Origin of the sequence: Pseudidiomarina sediminum DSM 21906 (assembly GCF_000423165.1) — a bacterium.
GTDB classification, from domain to species: Bacteria; Pseudomonadota; Gammaproteobacteria; order Enterobacterales; family Alteromonadaceae; genus Pseudidiomarina; species Pseudidiomarina sediminum.
Map to the genome: position 1 here is coordinate 1121947 of NZ_KE383983.1, position 14556 is coordinate 1136502.

Below are 14556 nucleotides of genomic sequence, written 5' to 3' on the forward strand. Positions count from 1 at the left end.
ACGCTAAAAGTTTTGGTAATCTTCGTAAGCATCGGCTCCCCATGCAATCAGGGAGCCGTTCTTAAATAACAATGGCGTGCATTCATCACGGGTGGTGATGCCGTCAGACTTCACATGATGGGTGCGATAAAACAGCACCAACACCTCTTCACCATCTGCAGTTGCTTTGGCTTCGCTAATATCGGGCGACCCCAACAGACGAATCACATCATCTTTTAGCAAGCCCAGGTCGAAACGACCTATTTGCTTCAGGTTAAAGGTTTCCCTTTCCTGCCAACTCATGTTGTCCGGATCTGCTTGATAGGTTGCTAAGATAAGCGCTGTTAGCCCTAGGTAAATGAGAAACCCAATGATGACAATTTTCGCCATTTTTGACATAACAACGCCTCTTACTTTTGCTCTATCTAGCTCGCAACTGACGACAGCTTTAGTCAGTGATCACACGGTAACATGGATGATAAACCGAACCCGGCAATTTCATTCGCCCTTGTTCGACGAACGCCTGCAATAACACGTCGAGTTTCCGCATCATCTCACGTTCACCATGAATTTCGAACACGCCGTTGGCACGAATGGCACGGATACCTTCATCTTTCACGTTACCGGCAACGATTGCGGAGAACGCACGACGGAGGTCAGCGGCCAAGAGTTGCGGTTCTTGTTCACGATGTAAGTTGAGGTTCTTAACGTTGTCGTGATTTGGCACGAACGGACGTTGGAACGGCTCATCAATGTGTAAGGTCCAGTTGAAGCAGTACGAGTCGCCAGTTGCGCGACGGTACTCTTTGACCGCGAGAGTGCCTTCACACATTCTGCGCGCCACAGTGACAGGATCGTCAATGATAATCTCATACAGCTTGCAGGCTTCTTCACCGAGGGTCGCCACAATAAAGTCATCAATGGCCTCGAAGTAACCTTTGCTGCTTGCTGGACCGGTCAACACGATTGGGAACACTTGGCGCTCGTTCGCTGGGTGCATCAAAATACCTAGCAGGTAAAGCAGCTCTTCAGCTGTACCCGCACCACCTGGGAAGATCACGATACCATGGGCACAACGAACGAAGGCTTCCAAACGTTTTTCAATATCTGGCAAGATCACCAGTTCATTGACGATAGGGTTCGGTGGCTCAGCAGCAATGATGCCTGGTTCAGTGAAACCTAAATAGCGGCCATCAGGAATACGTTGTTTGGCATGACCAATGGTTGCGCCTTTCATCGGGCCTTTCATTGCGCCAGGACCACAACCGGTACAAATATTCAGAGCACGCAGACCTAAATGATAGCCAACCTCTTTGGTGTACTTGTATTCAATTTCGTTAATTGAGTGACCACCCCAACAGACCACGATATTCGGATCGAGATTCGGCTGCACCACTTGGGCGTTACGCAAAATATCGAAGACAACGTGGGTAAGTGTATGCGTATCAGCGGTTTCCAGGGTTTGCGCGTTATAACGCTCACCAGTAAACAAAATATCGCGCAATACGGCTTCGACCAACTCTTGCATACCGGCAATGAGTTTACCGTCAACAAAAGCTTCGGCTGGTGGGTTAATCAGTTCAAGTTGAACGCCACGCTCACATTTGATCACGTTTACGTCAAAATCGTCGTATTTATTAAAAATTTCTTCACTGCTATCAGTGGTACTGCCCGCATTCAATACCGCGAGGCAGCAGTTACGGAAAAGGCGATAGAGCTGTTCGTCACTTGAGGCTTGTAATCGGTCAATTTCCAATTGCGACAGCAAACTCATGCTACCGCGAGGTGAAATAGTTATTTTCATTCGAGTTCCTTCTTTCTTTTCTCTTCTTATACCTACTGGCGGCTTAATCTTGTCAGTTCCGGGGCCGCCTCAAAGTTCGAGCGAAACGGGTTGATATCAAGCCCGCCGCGTCGTGTGTAGCGCGCATAGACCGACAACTTGTCGATGTCGAGGCGCTGGGTGAGATCCATGAAGATGCGTTCCACGCACTGTTCATGAAACTCGTTGTGATTTCTGAACGAGACAATATAGCGCAGCAGTGCTGCCCGGTCGATGGCTCGTCCTTGGTAGTGAATGTACACCGAACCCCAATCCGGTTGATTGGTGATTAAGCAGTTCGACTTTAATAAATCACTGTACAACACTTCCGTGACACGCTCATGACCTGCGTGCTGAAGCAATTCAGGCGCGTAGTCATAGGTACTGATGGCAACATCTGTGGCGTCAATACTGTGCCCGCTAAATTGGCCAACTTGATGGGCGTTGACATGGTCGACAGGCTGCAATTGCACACGCACAGGTCCACCTGCACAAGCAGATAGGTCTGTCTCAAGCGTTTGTACCACCGCTTGCCATGATGGCCATTGGCTGGCGTTAAAACTGTTGAGATATAACTTGAACGATTTCGATTCGATCAAGTTAGGGCTGCTCGCAGGTACTTTAAAGTACCCGATCGCCACTTGTGGTAACCCGTTGGGCAATAACCAAGACAATTCATATCCGGTCCAATAATCGTCACCGTGAAACGGCAATTGCTGGCCTGAAGCAATACCAATCGGAGTACGATTCAGCTGGCGCGGGACAGGTTTTAACAAATTGGCGTCGTAATGTTCGGGATACTCGGTCGCTTGACCTAATTCTAGGTGGGCGAGGGGATGATCAGCAGGAGATTGCTTCATTGCTTGGGATTACCTTGTTACACTTCTCTAAATTTCAGCCAGTCGTACATCATACCGCCACACTTCGCGAGATGCCAGCACGATGCCGCTGTTCAACCGTTTTGTACGAAAGAGGATACCATGACGATCACTACCGCTCTCGATGACCTTATCGACCGTTACCTTGCCGCCTACACTGCCGCTGAAGTGCCACTGGTGACCGAGGCCAATGGCGACTGGCAAGCCCCTATCTATGTTGGTGCGGTACGTGACGATGACAGCGTGCGTTGGCAACCCGTGCGGCAGCAACAAGCGCTCGACTTCACCGATTTAATGAATGCGCTTGAGGCGCCCTTTCATGAGGACTTTGTCAGCTATTTTTCGCGTTGGTTCAGTGCTGATTTAGCGGTGGACTGGGACGGTCATCCATTGTGGTTGTTGCATATGCACGGCGATGAAGATGCTGAACGAATGCTCGCAAATCAAGCGGGGCACGTGTTGATGAAGCGTCGTTTAAAACAACCGATCACCTTGTTTCTTGGGCTCGCGGAAACCTCCGATGATCTGCTGATCACGCTTGATAATGACACGGGTGCCGTTGGCTTAGAGTTTGTTGGATGCTCCCAGCACGAGCAGTTGGCAAGCAACCTGACCGAGTTTCTACAAAAATCCACGCCAAGAGTGCTAGATAATTAACCAGCAATCGGCTAGTTTGTAATCATTACTACAGACCTCAAAGGTACACTAATGACAACAACACAAGCTACCGAACCGACGCTACAAGGCGAATTACGTTATTTGGTCTCTGCGGAACTTAAATTAGCGGCATCACTGCTTTATCTTGCATACCATGACGATGCGTTATTGATGTCGCTGTTTCAGGCGGATAAACCTGATTATGAGAAGCGCTTACGCGCCGCGATTCGTGAAGAACTCAATGCGTTTTGGGAAGCTGAACAACCGATGATTGGCTTGTTCAGCGGCGATACGCTCTTGGGGGTGGTCTGCCTTACTGAACCAGGCAAAAGCTTCGGGCCGGGACGGTATTGGCACTGGCGCTTAAAAATGCTGCTTACGGCCGGTTATGTCAGCACCAAGCAGTTGGTGGAGAAAGAAGAACGCATTCAAGCGCTTATTGCAGCAGAATTGGGCCTGGAAAATTATCATATGCTCGCCTTTATTGCGGTAGGTCCGCAATATCAGCAACAAGGTTGGGGGGATATGCTGGTGCGGGCTGCGCAACAAGCCTTAACCGATGCACCTAACTCGCAAGGTATCGCCGTGCTCATTACCCAACCACATCATAAGCAACTGTTTTTGCAGCATGGTTATCGACGAGTGCAGGAACTCACCATCGGCTCTGTCAACGGTGAACTCTTGTTTTATCCTGCCCAAGCGCAGTCAGCAGAGGTGGCGAATGGCTAAGCAGTTCGCATCGTTTAAAGAGTTTTATCCCTATTACTTAAAAGAGCACAGCAACCCGACCTGTCGTGGCTTGCATTATATCGGAAGTAGCCTGGTGTTGGTGGTCTTGGTGGCGGTGCTGATCACCCAGCAATGGTGGTGGTTGCTGGCCGTACCCGTGCTGGGTTACGGCTTTGCTTGGGTGGGGCATTTCTTTTTTGAACACAACAAGCCAGCCACCTTCAAACACCCTTGGTATTCCTTGTTAGGCGACTGGGTCATGTACGCCGAATTTTGGCAGCGTACACTGACGGGAAAACGGACTCAGTCTGGTAAGCGATAGACCGGTGTTTCGATATGCTGTAAGCGCAAGTTCAGCATATGGATTTCACCTTCATAGCGGTGTTCTCGGTCGCTACTAAAGGCAAATTGGTAGCGGCTGAACCAGCCCCAATGACCACCCATACGACGTGGACGACCATTGAGCCAAGCGATATCGAGCAACTGCAATTGATGTTGTTCGCAATAACGTTTGGCGTGAAAACGCGCCAACTCAGCTTGGCGGCGGCCCTGCCAAAACAGCATGGCAACAAAGCACACCCCAATCAGTAAAATGGCATCACTGAGCATGCGTAGCGACTCCTGTAAAGTGTTGCCATGCGGCTTTGATCTGCTGTGGCAAGTCGTCGCGTTGCAAGGTGCTCAGCAGGTGCGGACGCAGCATAGGTAACCGCAACAGATCGCTGAGTAAGCCAGCAAAATAATCTGCCGGTAATTGAGCCATAGCGTCAAGTAGCTGCTGCAATGGCACCGCATGTTGGCGCACTGGATCAAAGGCATCCCAAAGCCGTGCGGTACACACAATCACTTCATCTTGGCTTGGCTGTTGTAGTATATGTTGGATCCCGGCGACGACCTCGGCGTTGTCGATACCACCTGCGACGCTGCGAAGCAGATCGACACGGGCGGCGTCAGCATCGCACTGTTGTAGTTGCCGTCCGAGGGACTGCGCTAACCCAGGCGGTAGCTGCTGATGCTCAAGGGCTGCGGCCAACGCTTGGCGCAGCGGCTGCGGATACGTCAGAAATTGCGTGGCGATAGCGTCACAGACCTGTGTTTGTTCAGCTAAGCGAGCTGCGACATCATGTAGACCTTGCACACCGACCTGCTGCCAGTGCTCCGGTTGCTGCAAGGCGGTGAGTGCTAATTCGTAGTGTACCGAAGCAGGCCGTTGCCACACTTGTGCCAGTTGCGCGTGCAAGGCGGCACGTTTTGCCTCAATCGGAGTAAAGAGATAAGGCGATTGCTGTATCTGTTGTTCTTGCTCTGGCGTGAGCGCATGCGTCACTTGTTGCCCCAGCAAGGTAATCACCGAGGTAATAAACTGTTGGACGTGACTGGCTTCTAGTAAGCCGCGCTCATCCAGCGGAAACTTTAAAAACCACAGATAAGGGTCCTGTTCAGAGGTGGCCAATTGCGGCCAAAATACCAACGCGAAGCAGGCGTGACCTTGCACCGGGTAAGGGTAGGGCGTGCGTTGCTGTTCGACGGCTTGGAAAACATTGGTGCTGATCGGCTGCACACGGCGACCAAGGTCGTAACACAGAAAGGCACTTTGGCCTTCATGAAGTAATTCTGAAAGAGTAGAAATGCTCATTAAACTTGCATCAAAGGTCATTTTGCTGAAAGATGTGCGCCATTATAACGATTTTCTCGTCGTGGAGGTAGTAATGGACCAACGACAACGTGCTGCACGTTTACTTGAACGCATCGAAGCTGAATTGCATTGTTTAGGCCTGTGGCAGACCGAATGCCCAGCGCCACATGAACTGCAAAGTCGCGAACCCTTTGCCATCGACAAGCTCGATTTTCATCAATGGTTGCAATTTATCATGTTGCCGCGCATGTGGGATGTGATTGATGGTGAACACCCGTTGCCGCAGAACATCGCCGTGAGCCCAATGGCGGCCCATGTTTACCGCAAAGAATTGGAGAATCACGAAGCCTTGATCGCCAGCTTACGTGAGTTTGATATCTTGCTCAGTGGTGCTGATCCACTGGCTGACGATGTCTGAGTTAAGCGTCCTCTATGAGGATGACAGCTTAATCGCGATTGATAAGCCGAGCGGCTTGTTAGTCCATCGTAGTTGGCTTGCCAAAGATGCCAAGGAGTTTGCGCTGCAAATGCTGCGCGACCAAATTGGTCAACATGTGTTCCCAGCCCACCGTTTAGATCGGCCCACCTCTGGGGTGTTGCTGTTTGCCAAAGATGCTGATACCGCACGGGCACTGACCACAGCGTTCACTGAGCGACAGGTTGAGAAACGCTACCATGCGGTGGTAAGAGGCTATTTAGGTGACGGATTTTTAGATTACCCGTTGCGTGAAGAACTCGACAAAATTGCGGATAAACAAGCCAATCAAGATAAAGAAGCGCAACCGGCGCAAACCCATTATCGCTGTTTGCAACAAATTGAGTTGCCTTACGCGGTCGGAAAGCGCCATCCAACCAGTCGTTATTCATTGATGGAATTGCGGCCAGTGACGGGGCGTAAGCACCAGTTGCGTCGCCACATGTCCCATTTGCGGCACCCGATTATTGGTGACAGCCATCATGGCGATGGCCGCCATAACCGCTTTTTCCGGGAACATTTTGACTGCCAGCGGTTATTGCTTGCGGCCACCTATTTGGCGTTTCAGCACCCGCATAGCGGACAGCGTGTGGAAGTACAATTGCCAATTCCAGAACCGTTATTGCGCGCCTTTGCGTAAGGCGCGCGTTCCTTGCGAAGACTTACTCGACGTTACGTAAAAGTTCGTTCACGCCTACTTTCGCGCGTGTTTGGGCATCGACTTTCTTCACGATAATCGCTGCGTACAAACTGTGCGTGCCGTCTTTACTTGGGAGGGCACCAGGTACGACAACCGCACCTGCTGGCACCCGGCCGAAGTGAATTTCACCGGTTTCGCGATCGTAAATACGGGTGCTTTGGCTGATGTAAACGCCCATAGAAATCACTGCGCCTTCTTCCACAATCACACCTTCGACGATCTCTGAACGCGCACCAATAAAGCAGTTGTCTTCAATGATGGTAGGGTTCGCTTGGAGTGGCTCAAGTACACCGCCAATACCGACGCCGCCAGATAAGTGCACATTTTTACCAATTTGAGCACAAGAGCCTACGGTAGCCCAAGTGTCGACCATAGTACCGTCGTCAACGAACGCACCAATATTTACGTACGATGGCATCAACACGACGTTGCGACCGATGTAAGCGCCTTTACGCACCATCGCCGGCGGCACTACACGCATGCCTTCCGCTTGGAAGCGGGCATTGTCGTAGTCGGCAAATTTACTGGCTACTTTGTCGAAAAAGCGCGTTTCACCACCTTCCATCACGACGTTGTCGTTGGCACGGAACGATAACAAGACGGCTTTCTTCAGCCATTGATGCACCTGCCATTGACCGTCAATCTTTTCTGCAACGCGCAGTTCACCAGCGTCAATTCCTGCAAGCGTGGCGTTCAGGTCGTCACGGAGTTGGGCGCTAATGGTTTCAGGAGTCAAGTTCGCGCGCTGTTCAAAAGCGCTCTCAATGCGGGCTTGCAATTCAGTCATGAAAATTTCCTTTGGCTAAAACCCTAAATGGGTCAAACATCGTCAAGAGTCGTTATCAATTGGCGGCGCAGCTGCGCCTTTTGCTCATCATCCAGAGCGGTATTGTCTTCCGTGGCAATAATAAATAAATCTTCGGCTTGCTCACCAACAGTGGTGATTTTGGCGGCAAGAATATTCAATTCAAGGCGTTGGAGCACCCGCGCAATTTGCGCGATGAGGCCTGGGCGGTCCAACGCGGTTAATTCAAATGCCGTGCGATGACTTTTCTTCGAGGGTACAAAAGTAACCGCCGTCGGGACTTTAAAGCTGCGCAAGCGTCGTGGCAAGCGACGTTGACCGCTTGGTGCCGGACGACGTCCTCGTAACACGTCGTGTAAGTCTTGCTTGAGGCTTTCAATACGCCGTGGCTCGGTCAGCGGTTGACCGTCATCTTGCAATACCACAAAGGTATCCATCACGAAGCCATCGCGGGTGGCGAGGATTTGCGCATCATGAATACTCAGGTTCTGATTATCGAGCACTGCGGCAACTTCAGCAAACAAATGCTCATGTTCAAGATGGTAAATAAAGAGCTCTGTGGTGCCTTGGCGGTTTTCGTCACCAATCAGAATAAGTGGCAGCACGTCATCATCGGTAACGCTGAGAATATGTTGCGAGTGCCAAGCGATCTGTTCCGGCTGGTGGCGGAGAAAGTAGTCCGCGGTGAAGCGTGACCAGAGTTCTTGGATCCGTTGGACGGTATAACCAGCACTGAGGAGTAACGCCATTGCATGTGACTTATGTTCAGTGATGCGTTGGCGCACTTGCCGTTGGGCGGACGGTTGCTGCTCTTCAAGTGCCGCTCGCGTTGCGCTATACAGATTCTCTAATAAGGCGGCTTTCCAATTATTCCAAAGGCTGCTGTTGGTGGCGCGAATATCGGCCACGGTAAGACAGTACAGGTATTCGAGTCGCTCAACTGTCGCTACCGTTTCCGCGAACGTTGCGATTACTTCAGGATCGTGAATATCACGTTTTTGCGCCGTCACCGACATAATTAAATGGTGGCGTACCAACCAAGCAATAAGGTCGGTGTCTGCCTCAGACAGTTGGTGTTGCAACCCGAAATTACGCGCATCATGCTCGCCGAGTTCAGAATGGTCGCCGCCACGACCTTTGGCGATATCGTGAAAAATACCGGCTAAATACAATAACTCTGGCTTTTCCATGTCCGCCATAATCTCAGCGCACAGTGGAAAGTCATCGGCTAGTGCAGGGTCATTGTAGCTGTATAAGTTCCGTACTAAACGGAAGGTATGCTCATCGACGGTATAGGCGTGGAAAAGGTCAAATTGCATTTGTCCGACAATTTGCGCCCATTGCGGTAAATAGTGCGCCAAAATTTTGTGGCGATGCATGCGCTCAAACGCAAGGCCACAGCCGTTCGGATGACGTAGCAATTGCAGGAACAGCTGTCGACACTCAGGATCATCACTCAGTGGATGGGTGAGTTCACGACGAGCGTTCCGGAGCAGGCGAATTGTGTGTGCGCGAACATAACGCACTTCGGGATGGTTGGCGATTGCAATAAAAAAGCGCAACAAGGTTGCCGGCTGCGCGAACACGTCGTCGTGCTGAGCGGCGATACTTTTGCCCAGTACTTTGAAATTCGCATCAATGGCGTAGCTTTCCAGCTCGTTGGCGTTACTTAAAATGGTTTGCGCGAAGAATTGCAACAGCATGTCGTTGAGCTCGTTCACGCCCACGACCGCATTAAAGTAGTCTTTCATCATGGCTTCAACCGCGGCTTTACCGGTTTCGTTGTAGCCCATGCGCGCAGCCACTGCAGGTTGATAATCAAACAGCAGTCGATCTTCTTTCTTATTGGCCTCAAGATGTAACGCGAAGCGAATCCGCCAGAGAAACTCTTGGTAATCTCTAAGCTCAAGCAATTCCGCCGCGGTAATAAAGTTGTACTGCACCAGACTTTCGTCGCTTTGCGTATGAAAGTGGCGCTTAGCAATCCAGCCTATGGTCTGAATATCACGCAGCCCTCCGGGGCTACTTTTAATATTCGGCTCTAGGTTATATGAGGTGCTGTGGTAGTGCGTGTGACGCTGATCTTGCTCGGCTTGCTTGGCTTCGTAGAACTCGCTGCTGCTCCAAGGGAAGTCACTGTGCAGGAATTGTCGAAAGTCGCGCTCAAGATCGGCGCAGCCGCAAATGTAGCGTTGCTCGAGTAAGCTGGTGGCGACACTGACGTCGGCTTGCGCTTCGCGTACGCAATCATCAAGCGTCCGCACGCTGTGACCAACATCAAGGTGAAGGTCCCACAAAAACTGGATGTACTGTGTGATGGCAGCACTGGCCTGCGCACTGAGCGGACCTTGATGCAAGAACAGTAAATCAATGTCGGAGTGGGGGTGCAAGGTGCCCCGACCAAAACCTCCAACGGCAATTAACGTCAGTGGCTGTTCGGTCAGTTCAAAGTGTTGCCACAGCTGTTGCAATAGGGCATCAATCATTACCGAACGATCACGTAACAGACTTTCAATGTCAGCGGTGACAAAAGCTTCCGCGGACCAATGCTGATAACGCTCTAAACATGCTCGCCCAGTCGCAATGGTCAGTGGACTGGGCCAAGTAATGCCTGATACCGAGGCGCTCATTAAGCGCCTGCAGGATGTTCGATGATACGTGGCAAATCTTCGTCGCTACGTAACGTCAGTACTTCGACGCCATTCTCGGTGACGAGGAGAGTGTGTTCCCATTGTGCACTGAGGCTGCGGTCTTTAGTCAGTACCGTCCAACCGTCACGCATTAATTTGGTATGACGTTTGCCGGCGTTGACCATCGGCTCGATGGTGAAACACATGCCAGCTTCGAGCACGTCACCTGTGCCAGGAGTGCCGTAGTGTAAAATCTGTGGTTCTTCGTGGAAAATCGCGCCGATACCGTGGCCGCAATATTCACGTACGATCGAGTAGCCGTGTGATTCTGCATGTTTTTGGATAACAGCTGCGAAATCACCAATGTGTAGGCCAGGACGAACCATTTTAATTGCCATGTATAGGCTTTCTTGGGTGACGCGAATCAATCGTTCCGCAAGAATACTTGGTTTACCTACCACGAACATTTTCGACGTGTCACCGTGATAGCCATCGAGTTTAACCGTCACGTCGAGGTTCAGGATGTCGCCTTCTTTTAATGGCTTTTCATTTGGAATGCCGTGGCATACCACATGATTCAATGAGGTACAGACTGACTTAGGGAAACCGTGGTAATTCAACGGTGCCGGTACAGCGTTATGGGCGACAATATAGTCATGACAAATTTGGTTGATTTCGTCAGTGGTTACACCCGCTTTGATGTGCGGTTCAATCATTTCTAGAACGTCAGCGGCAAGCTTGCCAGCAGCGCGCATTTTTTCGATTTCTTCGGGTGTTTTAATGGTAATACTCATGCCTTGTCCTATGTGCTACTGAAGGGTCGCATCAGGTGCGATTGCAATGCCGCTCATAGTAGCATTTGCAGGACCTCGGGGGAAGTCGCGAACCGCCAATTAAACTTGCGCAGACAAGGGTTTTCATGATATAAAGCGCCCGCAATTTCGATTGCTCTAAACTTAAATTTATTAAACCACACACATACATCGACACATAGGTCGGGGTGCCCAAGGCGTAAGTTGCGGGTCGAACTATGGGATGTATGGAGGCATAACCCCTTAAAAGGAAAGAGAATTATGGCTAACGTATCAATGCGTGATATGCTTCAAGCTGGTGTGCACTTCGGCCACCAAACCCGTTTCTGGAACCCGAAAATGAAGCCTTTTATTTTCGGTGCTCGCAATAAAATCCATATCATCAACTTGGAAAAAACTGTACCGATGTTCAACGACGCGTTGAACTTCTTGCAACACGTTGCTTCAAACAAAGGTAAAATCTTGTTTGTGGGCACTAAGCGTGCAGCAGCTGAGTCGGTAAAAGAAGCAGCAGCAAACTGCAACCAGTTTTACGTAAACCATCGTTGGTTGGGCGGTATGTTGACGAACTGGAAAACCGTACGTCAATCAATCAAGCGTTTGAAAGAACTTGAAACCATGAGCCAAGACGGCACGTTCGAGAAGCTGACTAAGAAAGAAGCTTTGGTGAACACCCGTGAAATGGAAAAGCTTGAGAAAAGCTTAGGTGGTATCAAGGATATGGCTGGCTTGCCAGACGTATTGTTCGTTATCGACGCTGATCACGAGCACATCGCTATTAAAGAAGCTAACAACCTTGGTATTCCAGTTATCGCGGTAGTTGATACTAACTCTAACCCAGATGGCGTTGATTACGTTATTCCTGGTAACGACGATGCGATCCGTGCAGTACAGTTGTACTTGAACGCTGCAGCAACTTCAGTTAACGACGCTCGTGGCGCGGTAACCGAAGGTAAAGCTGACGACTTCGTTGAAGCGGAAGAAACTGAATAAGACACCCACCAAGAGGACGAGATAGATGGCTATTACAGCAGCTCTGGTTAAAGAACTGCGCGAGCGCACTGGCGCTGGCATGATGGATTGCAAAAAAGCTTTGCAAGAAACCAATGGTGACATCGATGCAGCGATTGAGAACATGCGTAAGAGCGGTCAAGCGAAAGCAGCTAAGAAAGCTGGTCGCGTGGCAGCAGAAGGCGTGATCTTGACGAAAACTGAAGGCAACGTAGGTACTTTGGTTGAATTGAACTGTGAAACTGACTTCGTTGCACGTGACGAGAACTTCTTGTCATTTGGCGGCAAAGTTATCGAAGCAGCATTCGCTAACAAAGAAACTGACGTTGAGAAGTTGAAAGCAACTGCTATCGACGGTGGTACCGTTGAAGAAGTTCGCGAAACACTTGTTGCGAAAATCGGTGAGAACATGAACGTTCGCCGCGTGATCACTGTTGAAGGTGGTGACTTGGTTGAAGCATACGTTCACGGTGCTCGTATCGGTGTATTGGTTGCGATCACTGGTGGCGACAGCGAACTTGCTAAAGACTTAGCAATGCACGTTGCTGCAAGCCAGCCGCAATATGTTAAGCCTGAAGACGTTGCTGCTGAAGTTGTTGAGCAAGAGCGTCGTATCCAGCTTGATATCGCAATGCAAAGTGGTAAACCACAAGAAATCGCTGAGAAGATGGTTGAAGGCCGTATGCGTAAATTCACTGGCGAGATCAGCTTGACTGGTCAACCGTTCGTGAAAGACCCTTCAATCACTGTTGGTGATTTGCTGAAGCAGAAGAACGCTGATGTACTTACTTTCGTACGTTTCGAAGTAGGTGAAGGTATCGAGAAGAAATCTGAAGATTTCGCTGCTGAAGTACAAGCTCAAATGGCTGCTGCGAAAAAGGCTTAATGCCATGTCGCTTTCGACGACGCACAGTTAAAGCTTGAAAAACCGCATCCCGTTCGGTTGGGATGCGGTTTTTTTTCGCGTAGAGTGAGACTACGTGTTTTTGTTTTACCGTTCACGCTGCACAGGAGCACCCGAAATGACCGCAATGACGACCAAACCAGCCTATCGGCGCATTTTATTGAAACTTAGTGGTGAAGCATTAATGGGCGATGAGCCTTTTGGTATTGATGCAAAAGTGCTGGACCGTATGGCCCACGAAATAAAAGAGCTCGTTGAACTTGGCGTGCAAGTAGGCCTGGTGATCGGTGGCGGCAACCTTTTCCGTGGTGAAGGGTTAGCAAAAGCGGGCATGAACCGTGTGGTGGGTGACCATATGGGCATGTTGGCGACCGTAATGAATGGTTTGGCAATGCGTGACGCGTTGCACCGCGCATTTGTGAATGCGCGCTTAATGTCAGCGATTGAGCTTAACGGTGTTTGTGACAGCTACAATTGGGCCGACGCAATTAGTTTATTGAAATCAGGACGCGTGGTTATTTTCTGTGCGGGGACGGGCAACCCGTTCTTTACCACAGATTCAGCGGCCTGTTTACGTGGTATTGAGATCGAAGCTGAGCTGGTGTTGAAAGGCACCAAAGTGGATGGCGTTTATAATGCTGACCCAAGCAAAGATCCAAATGCACAACTCTACCCGCAAATCAGTTATAATGAAGTCCTGCAGCAACAATTGAAAGTGATGGATCTGGCCGCATTTACCTTGGCACGAGACCATCAAATGCCGATTCGCGTCTTTAACATGAACAAACCAGGCGCATTACGCGCGGTGATCATGGGCGCTGAAGAGGGCACACTGATTGCCAATGAAGAGCAGATCGAAAAATTGTAATTGAAGCATTCATAAGGGAAAGCACAGTGATTAACGAAATTAAAGAAGATGCTAAGCAACGCATGGAGAAATCTGTTGAAGCGTTGCGCAATCAAGTCGCCAAAGTCCGTACCGGACGTGCGCACCCAAGTATTCTTGATACGGTAATGGTGAACTACTATGGCGTGGACACGCCATTGAAGCAGTTGGCAAACATTACCGTTGAAGATTCACGTACCCTAGCTTTGACCGTATTTGATAAGTCATCAAGCCAAGCGGTCGAAAAAGCCATTTTGACCTCAGACTTGGGCTTAAACCCAGCTGCGGCAGGCACCGTGATCCGTATTCCTATGCCGCCATTGACGGAAGAGCGTCGTCGCGATTTAGTTAAAGTTGTGCGCGCCGAAGCTGAACAAGGTCGTGTTGCAGTACGTAACATCCGTCGTGACGCGAACAGCGATTTGAAAGAATTGCTGAAAGAAAAAGAAATTACCGAAGATGATGAACGTCGCGGTACAGAAGAAATCCAAAAATTGACCGATACCTATGTCGCGAAAATCGACCAGATTTTGGCTGACAAAGAAAAAGACTTGATGGAAGTCTAAGCAAACAGGATCTTTTTGGTTCTAAGCGCCGTGTTAGGGTACACTCGCACGGCGTTTTTATTTACG

17 protein-coding genes are annotated in these 14556 nt (G+C 50.0%); 9 read left to right on the forward strand and 8 right to left on the reverse strand.

Translation table 11 applies throughout. The features are described from left to right. Positions 1–3 precede the first annotated feature (3 nt). Genes G535_RS0110690 through queF form a run of 3 tightly spaced genes read right to left on the reverse strand, consistent with a single transcriptional unit; the run spans position 4 to position 2661 of the window. Positions 4–378 (reverse strand): DUF3192 domain-containing protein, encoded by a 375-nt coding sequence (locus G535_RS0110690; protein ID WP_026862052.1) that lies wholly within the window; start codon positions 376–378, stop codon positions 4–6. A gap of 49 nt (positions 379–427) precedes the next feature. Then, entirely contained in the window at positions 428–1783 is a 1356-nt protein-coding gene (gene ppnN / locus G535_RS0110695) for a nucleotide 5'-monophosphate nucleosidase PpnN (protein WP_026862053.1), read from the reverse strand. 32 nt (positions 1784–1815) lie between these two features. Continuing rightward, complete coding sequence (gene queF / locus G535_RS0110700) at positions 1816–2661, reverse strand: NADPH-dependent 7-cyano-7-deazaguanine reductase QueF (protein WP_026862054.1); 846 nt, start codon at positions 2659–2661, stop codon at positions 1816–1818. A gap of 120 nt (positions 2662–2781) precedes the next feature. Between queF and G535_RS0110705 the strand changes: the two genes are divergently transcribed. Genes G535_RS0110705 through G535_RS0110715 form a run of 3 tightly spaced genes read left to right on the forward strand, consistent with a single transcriptional unit; the run spans position 2782 to position 4387 of the window. Then, complete coding sequence (locus G535_RS0110705; protein WP_026862055.1) at positions 2782–3336, forward strand: SecY-interacting protein Syd; 555 nt, start codon at positions 2782–2784, stop codon at positions 3334–3336. Between the two features lie 51 nt (positions 3337–3387). After that, positions 3388–4065: a GNAT family N-acetyltransferase gene (locus G535_RS13495; RefSeq protein WP_034728061.1), complete on the forward strand. Its 678-nt coding sequence runs from the start codon at positions 3388–3390 to the stop codon at positions 4063–4065. Continuing rightward, the gene (locus G535_RS0110715) at positions 4058–4387 is read left to right on the forward strand and encodes an Mpo1-like protein (RefSeq protein WP_026862056.1); all 330 of its coding nucleotides are present in this window, start codon (positions 4058–4060) and stop codon (positions 4385–4387) included. The genes G535_RS13495 and G535_RS0110715 overlap by 8 nt, the downstream gene beginning before the upstream one ends. Here the strand turns inward: G535_RS0110715 and G535_RS0110720 are convergent. After that, positions 4369–4674 carry a DUF3301 domain-containing protein gene (locus tag G535_RS0110720; protein WP_026862057.1) on the reverse strand — a complete coding sequence of 102 codons (306 nt, stop codon included), beginning with the start codon at positions 4672–4674 and terminating at the stop codon, positions 4369–4371. The two genes, G535_RS0110715 and G535_RS0110720, sit on opposite strands and share 19 nt — an antisense overlap. Further along, positions 4664–5701, reverse strand: coding sequence for a DUF3549 family protein (locus tag G535_RS13500; RefSeq protein WP_051207153.1), 1038 nt, complete (start codon positions 5699–5701; stop codon positions 4664–4666). The genes G535_RS0110720 and G535_RS13500 overlap by 11 nt, the downstream gene beginning before the upstream one ends. Between G535_RS13500 and G535_RS14400 the strand changes: the two genes are divergently transcribed. Both G535_RS14400 and truC read left to right on the forward strand, forming a co-directional pair. Then, positions 5694–6119, forward strand: a complete 426-nt coding sequence (locus tag G535_RS14400) for a YqcC family protein (RefSeq protein ID WP_241970438.1) — start codon at positions 5694–5696, stop codon at positions 6117–6119. The genes G535_RS13500 and G535_RS14400 overlap by 8 nt on opposite strands. Further along, positions 6112–6816, forward strand: a complete 705-nt coding sequence (gene truC, locus G535_RS0110735) for a tRNA pseudouridine(65) synthase TruC (protein ID WP_026862059.1) — start codon at positions 6112–6114, stop codon at positions 6814–6816. The genes G535_RS14400 and truC overlap by 8 nt, the downstream gene beginning before the upstream one ends. Positions 6817–6838: 22 nt before the next feature. Here the strand turns inward: truC and dapD are convergent, their stop codons facing one another. Genes dapD through map form a run of 3 tightly spaced genes read right to left on the reverse strand, consistent with a single transcriptional unit; the run spans position 6839 to position 11105 of the window. Then, positions 6839–7663, reverse strand: coding sequence for a 2,3,4,5-tetrahydropyridine-2,6-dicarboxylate N-succinyltransferase (dapD, locus tag G535_RS0110740; protein WP_026862060.1), 825 nt, complete (start codon positions 7661–7663; stop codon positions 6839–6841). Positions 7664–7695: 32 nt separating this feature from the next. Beyond that, entirely contained in the window at positions 7696–10311 is a 2616-nt protein-coding gene (gene glnD / locus G535_RS0110745; RefSeq protein WP_026862061.1) for a [protein-PII] uridylyltransferase, read from the reverse strand. After that, positions 10311–11105 (reverse strand): type I methionyl aminopeptidase, encoded by a 795-nt coding sequence (gene map, locus G535_RS0110750; protein ID WP_026862062.1) that lies wholly within the window; start codon positions 11103–11105, stop codon positions 10311–10313. Before map ends, glnD begins: the two co-directional genes overlap by 1 nt. A 279-nt stretch (positions 11106–11384) precedes the next feature. Here map and rpsB point away from each other — a divergent pair, with 279 nt between their 5' ends. From rpsB to frr, 4 genes are all read left to right on the forward strand, one after another. Beyond that, positions 11385–12116, forward strand: coding sequence for a 30S ribosomal protein S2 (gene rpsB / locus G535_RS0110755; protein WP_026862063.1), 732 nt, complete (start codon positions 11385–11387; stop codon positions 12114–12116). A gap of 25 nt (positions 12117–12141) precedes the next feature. Further along, the gene (tsf, locus tag G535_RS0110760; RefSeq protein ID WP_026862064.1) at positions 12142–13020 is read left to right on the forward strand and encodes a translation elongation factor Ts; all 879 of its coding nucleotides are present in this window, start codon (positions 12142–12144) and stop codon (positions 13018–13020) included. Positions 13021–13165: 145 nt separating this feature from the next. Next, positions 13166–13906, forward strand: a complete 741-nt coding sequence (gene pyrH, locus G535_RS0110765) for a UMP kinase (RefSeq protein ID WP_026862065.1) — start codon at positions 13166–13168, stop codon at positions 13904–13906. A gap of 26 nt (positions 13907–13932) precedes the next feature. Continuing rightward, positions 13933–14490 (forward strand): ribosome recycling factor, encoded by a 558-nt coding sequence (frr, locus tag G535_RS0110770; RefSeq protein WP_026862066.1) that lies wholly within the window; start codon positions 13933–13935, stop codon positions 14488–14490. Positions 14491–14556 lie beyond the last annotated feature (66 nt).

Coding starts and splice junctions, on each gene's coding strand:
- G535_RS0110690 (WP_026862052.1), bottom strand. CDS start 378: ATGTCAAAAATGGCGAAAATTGTCATCATTGGGTTTCTCATTTACCTA.
- ppnN (WP_026862053.1), bottom strand. CDS start 1,783: ATGAAAATAACTATTTCACCTCGCGGTAGCATGAGTTTGCTGTCGCAA.
- queF (WP_026862054.1), bottom strand. CDS start 2,661: ATGAAGCAATCTCCTGCTGATCATCCCCTCGCCCACCTAGAATTAGGT.
- G535_RS0110705 (WP_026862055.1), top strand. CDS start 2,782: ATGACGATCACTACCGCTCTCGATGACCTTATCGACCGTTACCTTGCC.
- G535_RS13495 (WP_034728061.1), top strand. CDS start 3,388: ATGACAACAACACAAGCTACCGAACCGACGCTACAAGGCGAATTACGT.
- G535_RS0110715 (WP_026862056.1), top strand. CDS start 4,058: ATGGCTAAGCAGTTCGCATCGTTTAAAGAGTTTTATCCCTATTACTTA.
- G535_RS0110720 (WP_026862057.1), bottom strand. CDS start 4,674: ATGCTCAGTGATGCCATTTTACTGATTGGGGTGTGCTTTGTTGCCATG.
- G535_RS14400 (WP_241970438.1), top strand. CDS start 5,694: ATGCTCATTAAACTTGCATCAAAGGTCATTTTGCTGAAAGATGTGCGC.
- G535_RS13500 (WP_051207153.1), bottom strand. CDS start 5,701: ATGAGCATTTCTACTCTTTCAGAATTACTTCATGAAGGCCAAAGTGCC.
- truC (WP_026862059.1), top strand. CDS start 6,112: ATGTCTGAGTTAAGCGTCCTCTATGAGGATGACAGCTTAATCGCGATT.
- dapD (WP_026862060.1), bottom strand. CDS start 7,663: ATGACTGAATTGCAAGCCCGCATTGAGAGCGCTTTTGAACAGCGCGCG.
- glnD (WP_026862061.1), bottom strand. CDS start 10,311: ATGAGCGCCTCGGTATCAGGCATTACTTGGCCCAGTCCACTGACCATT.
- map (WP_026862062.1), bottom strand. CDS start 11,105: ATGAGTATTACCATTAAAACACCCGAAGAAATCGAAAAAATGCGCGCT.
- rpsB (WP_026862063.1), top strand. CDS start 11,385: ATGGCTAACGTATCAATGCGTGATATGCTTCAAGCTGGTGTGCACTTC.
- tsf (WP_026862064.1), top strand. CDS start 12,142: ATGGCTATTACAGCAGCTCTGGTTAAAGAACTGCGCGAGCGCACTGGC.
- pyrH (WP_026862065.1), top strand. CDS start 13,166: ATGACGACCAAACCAGCCTATCGGCGCATTTTATTGAAACTTAGTGGT.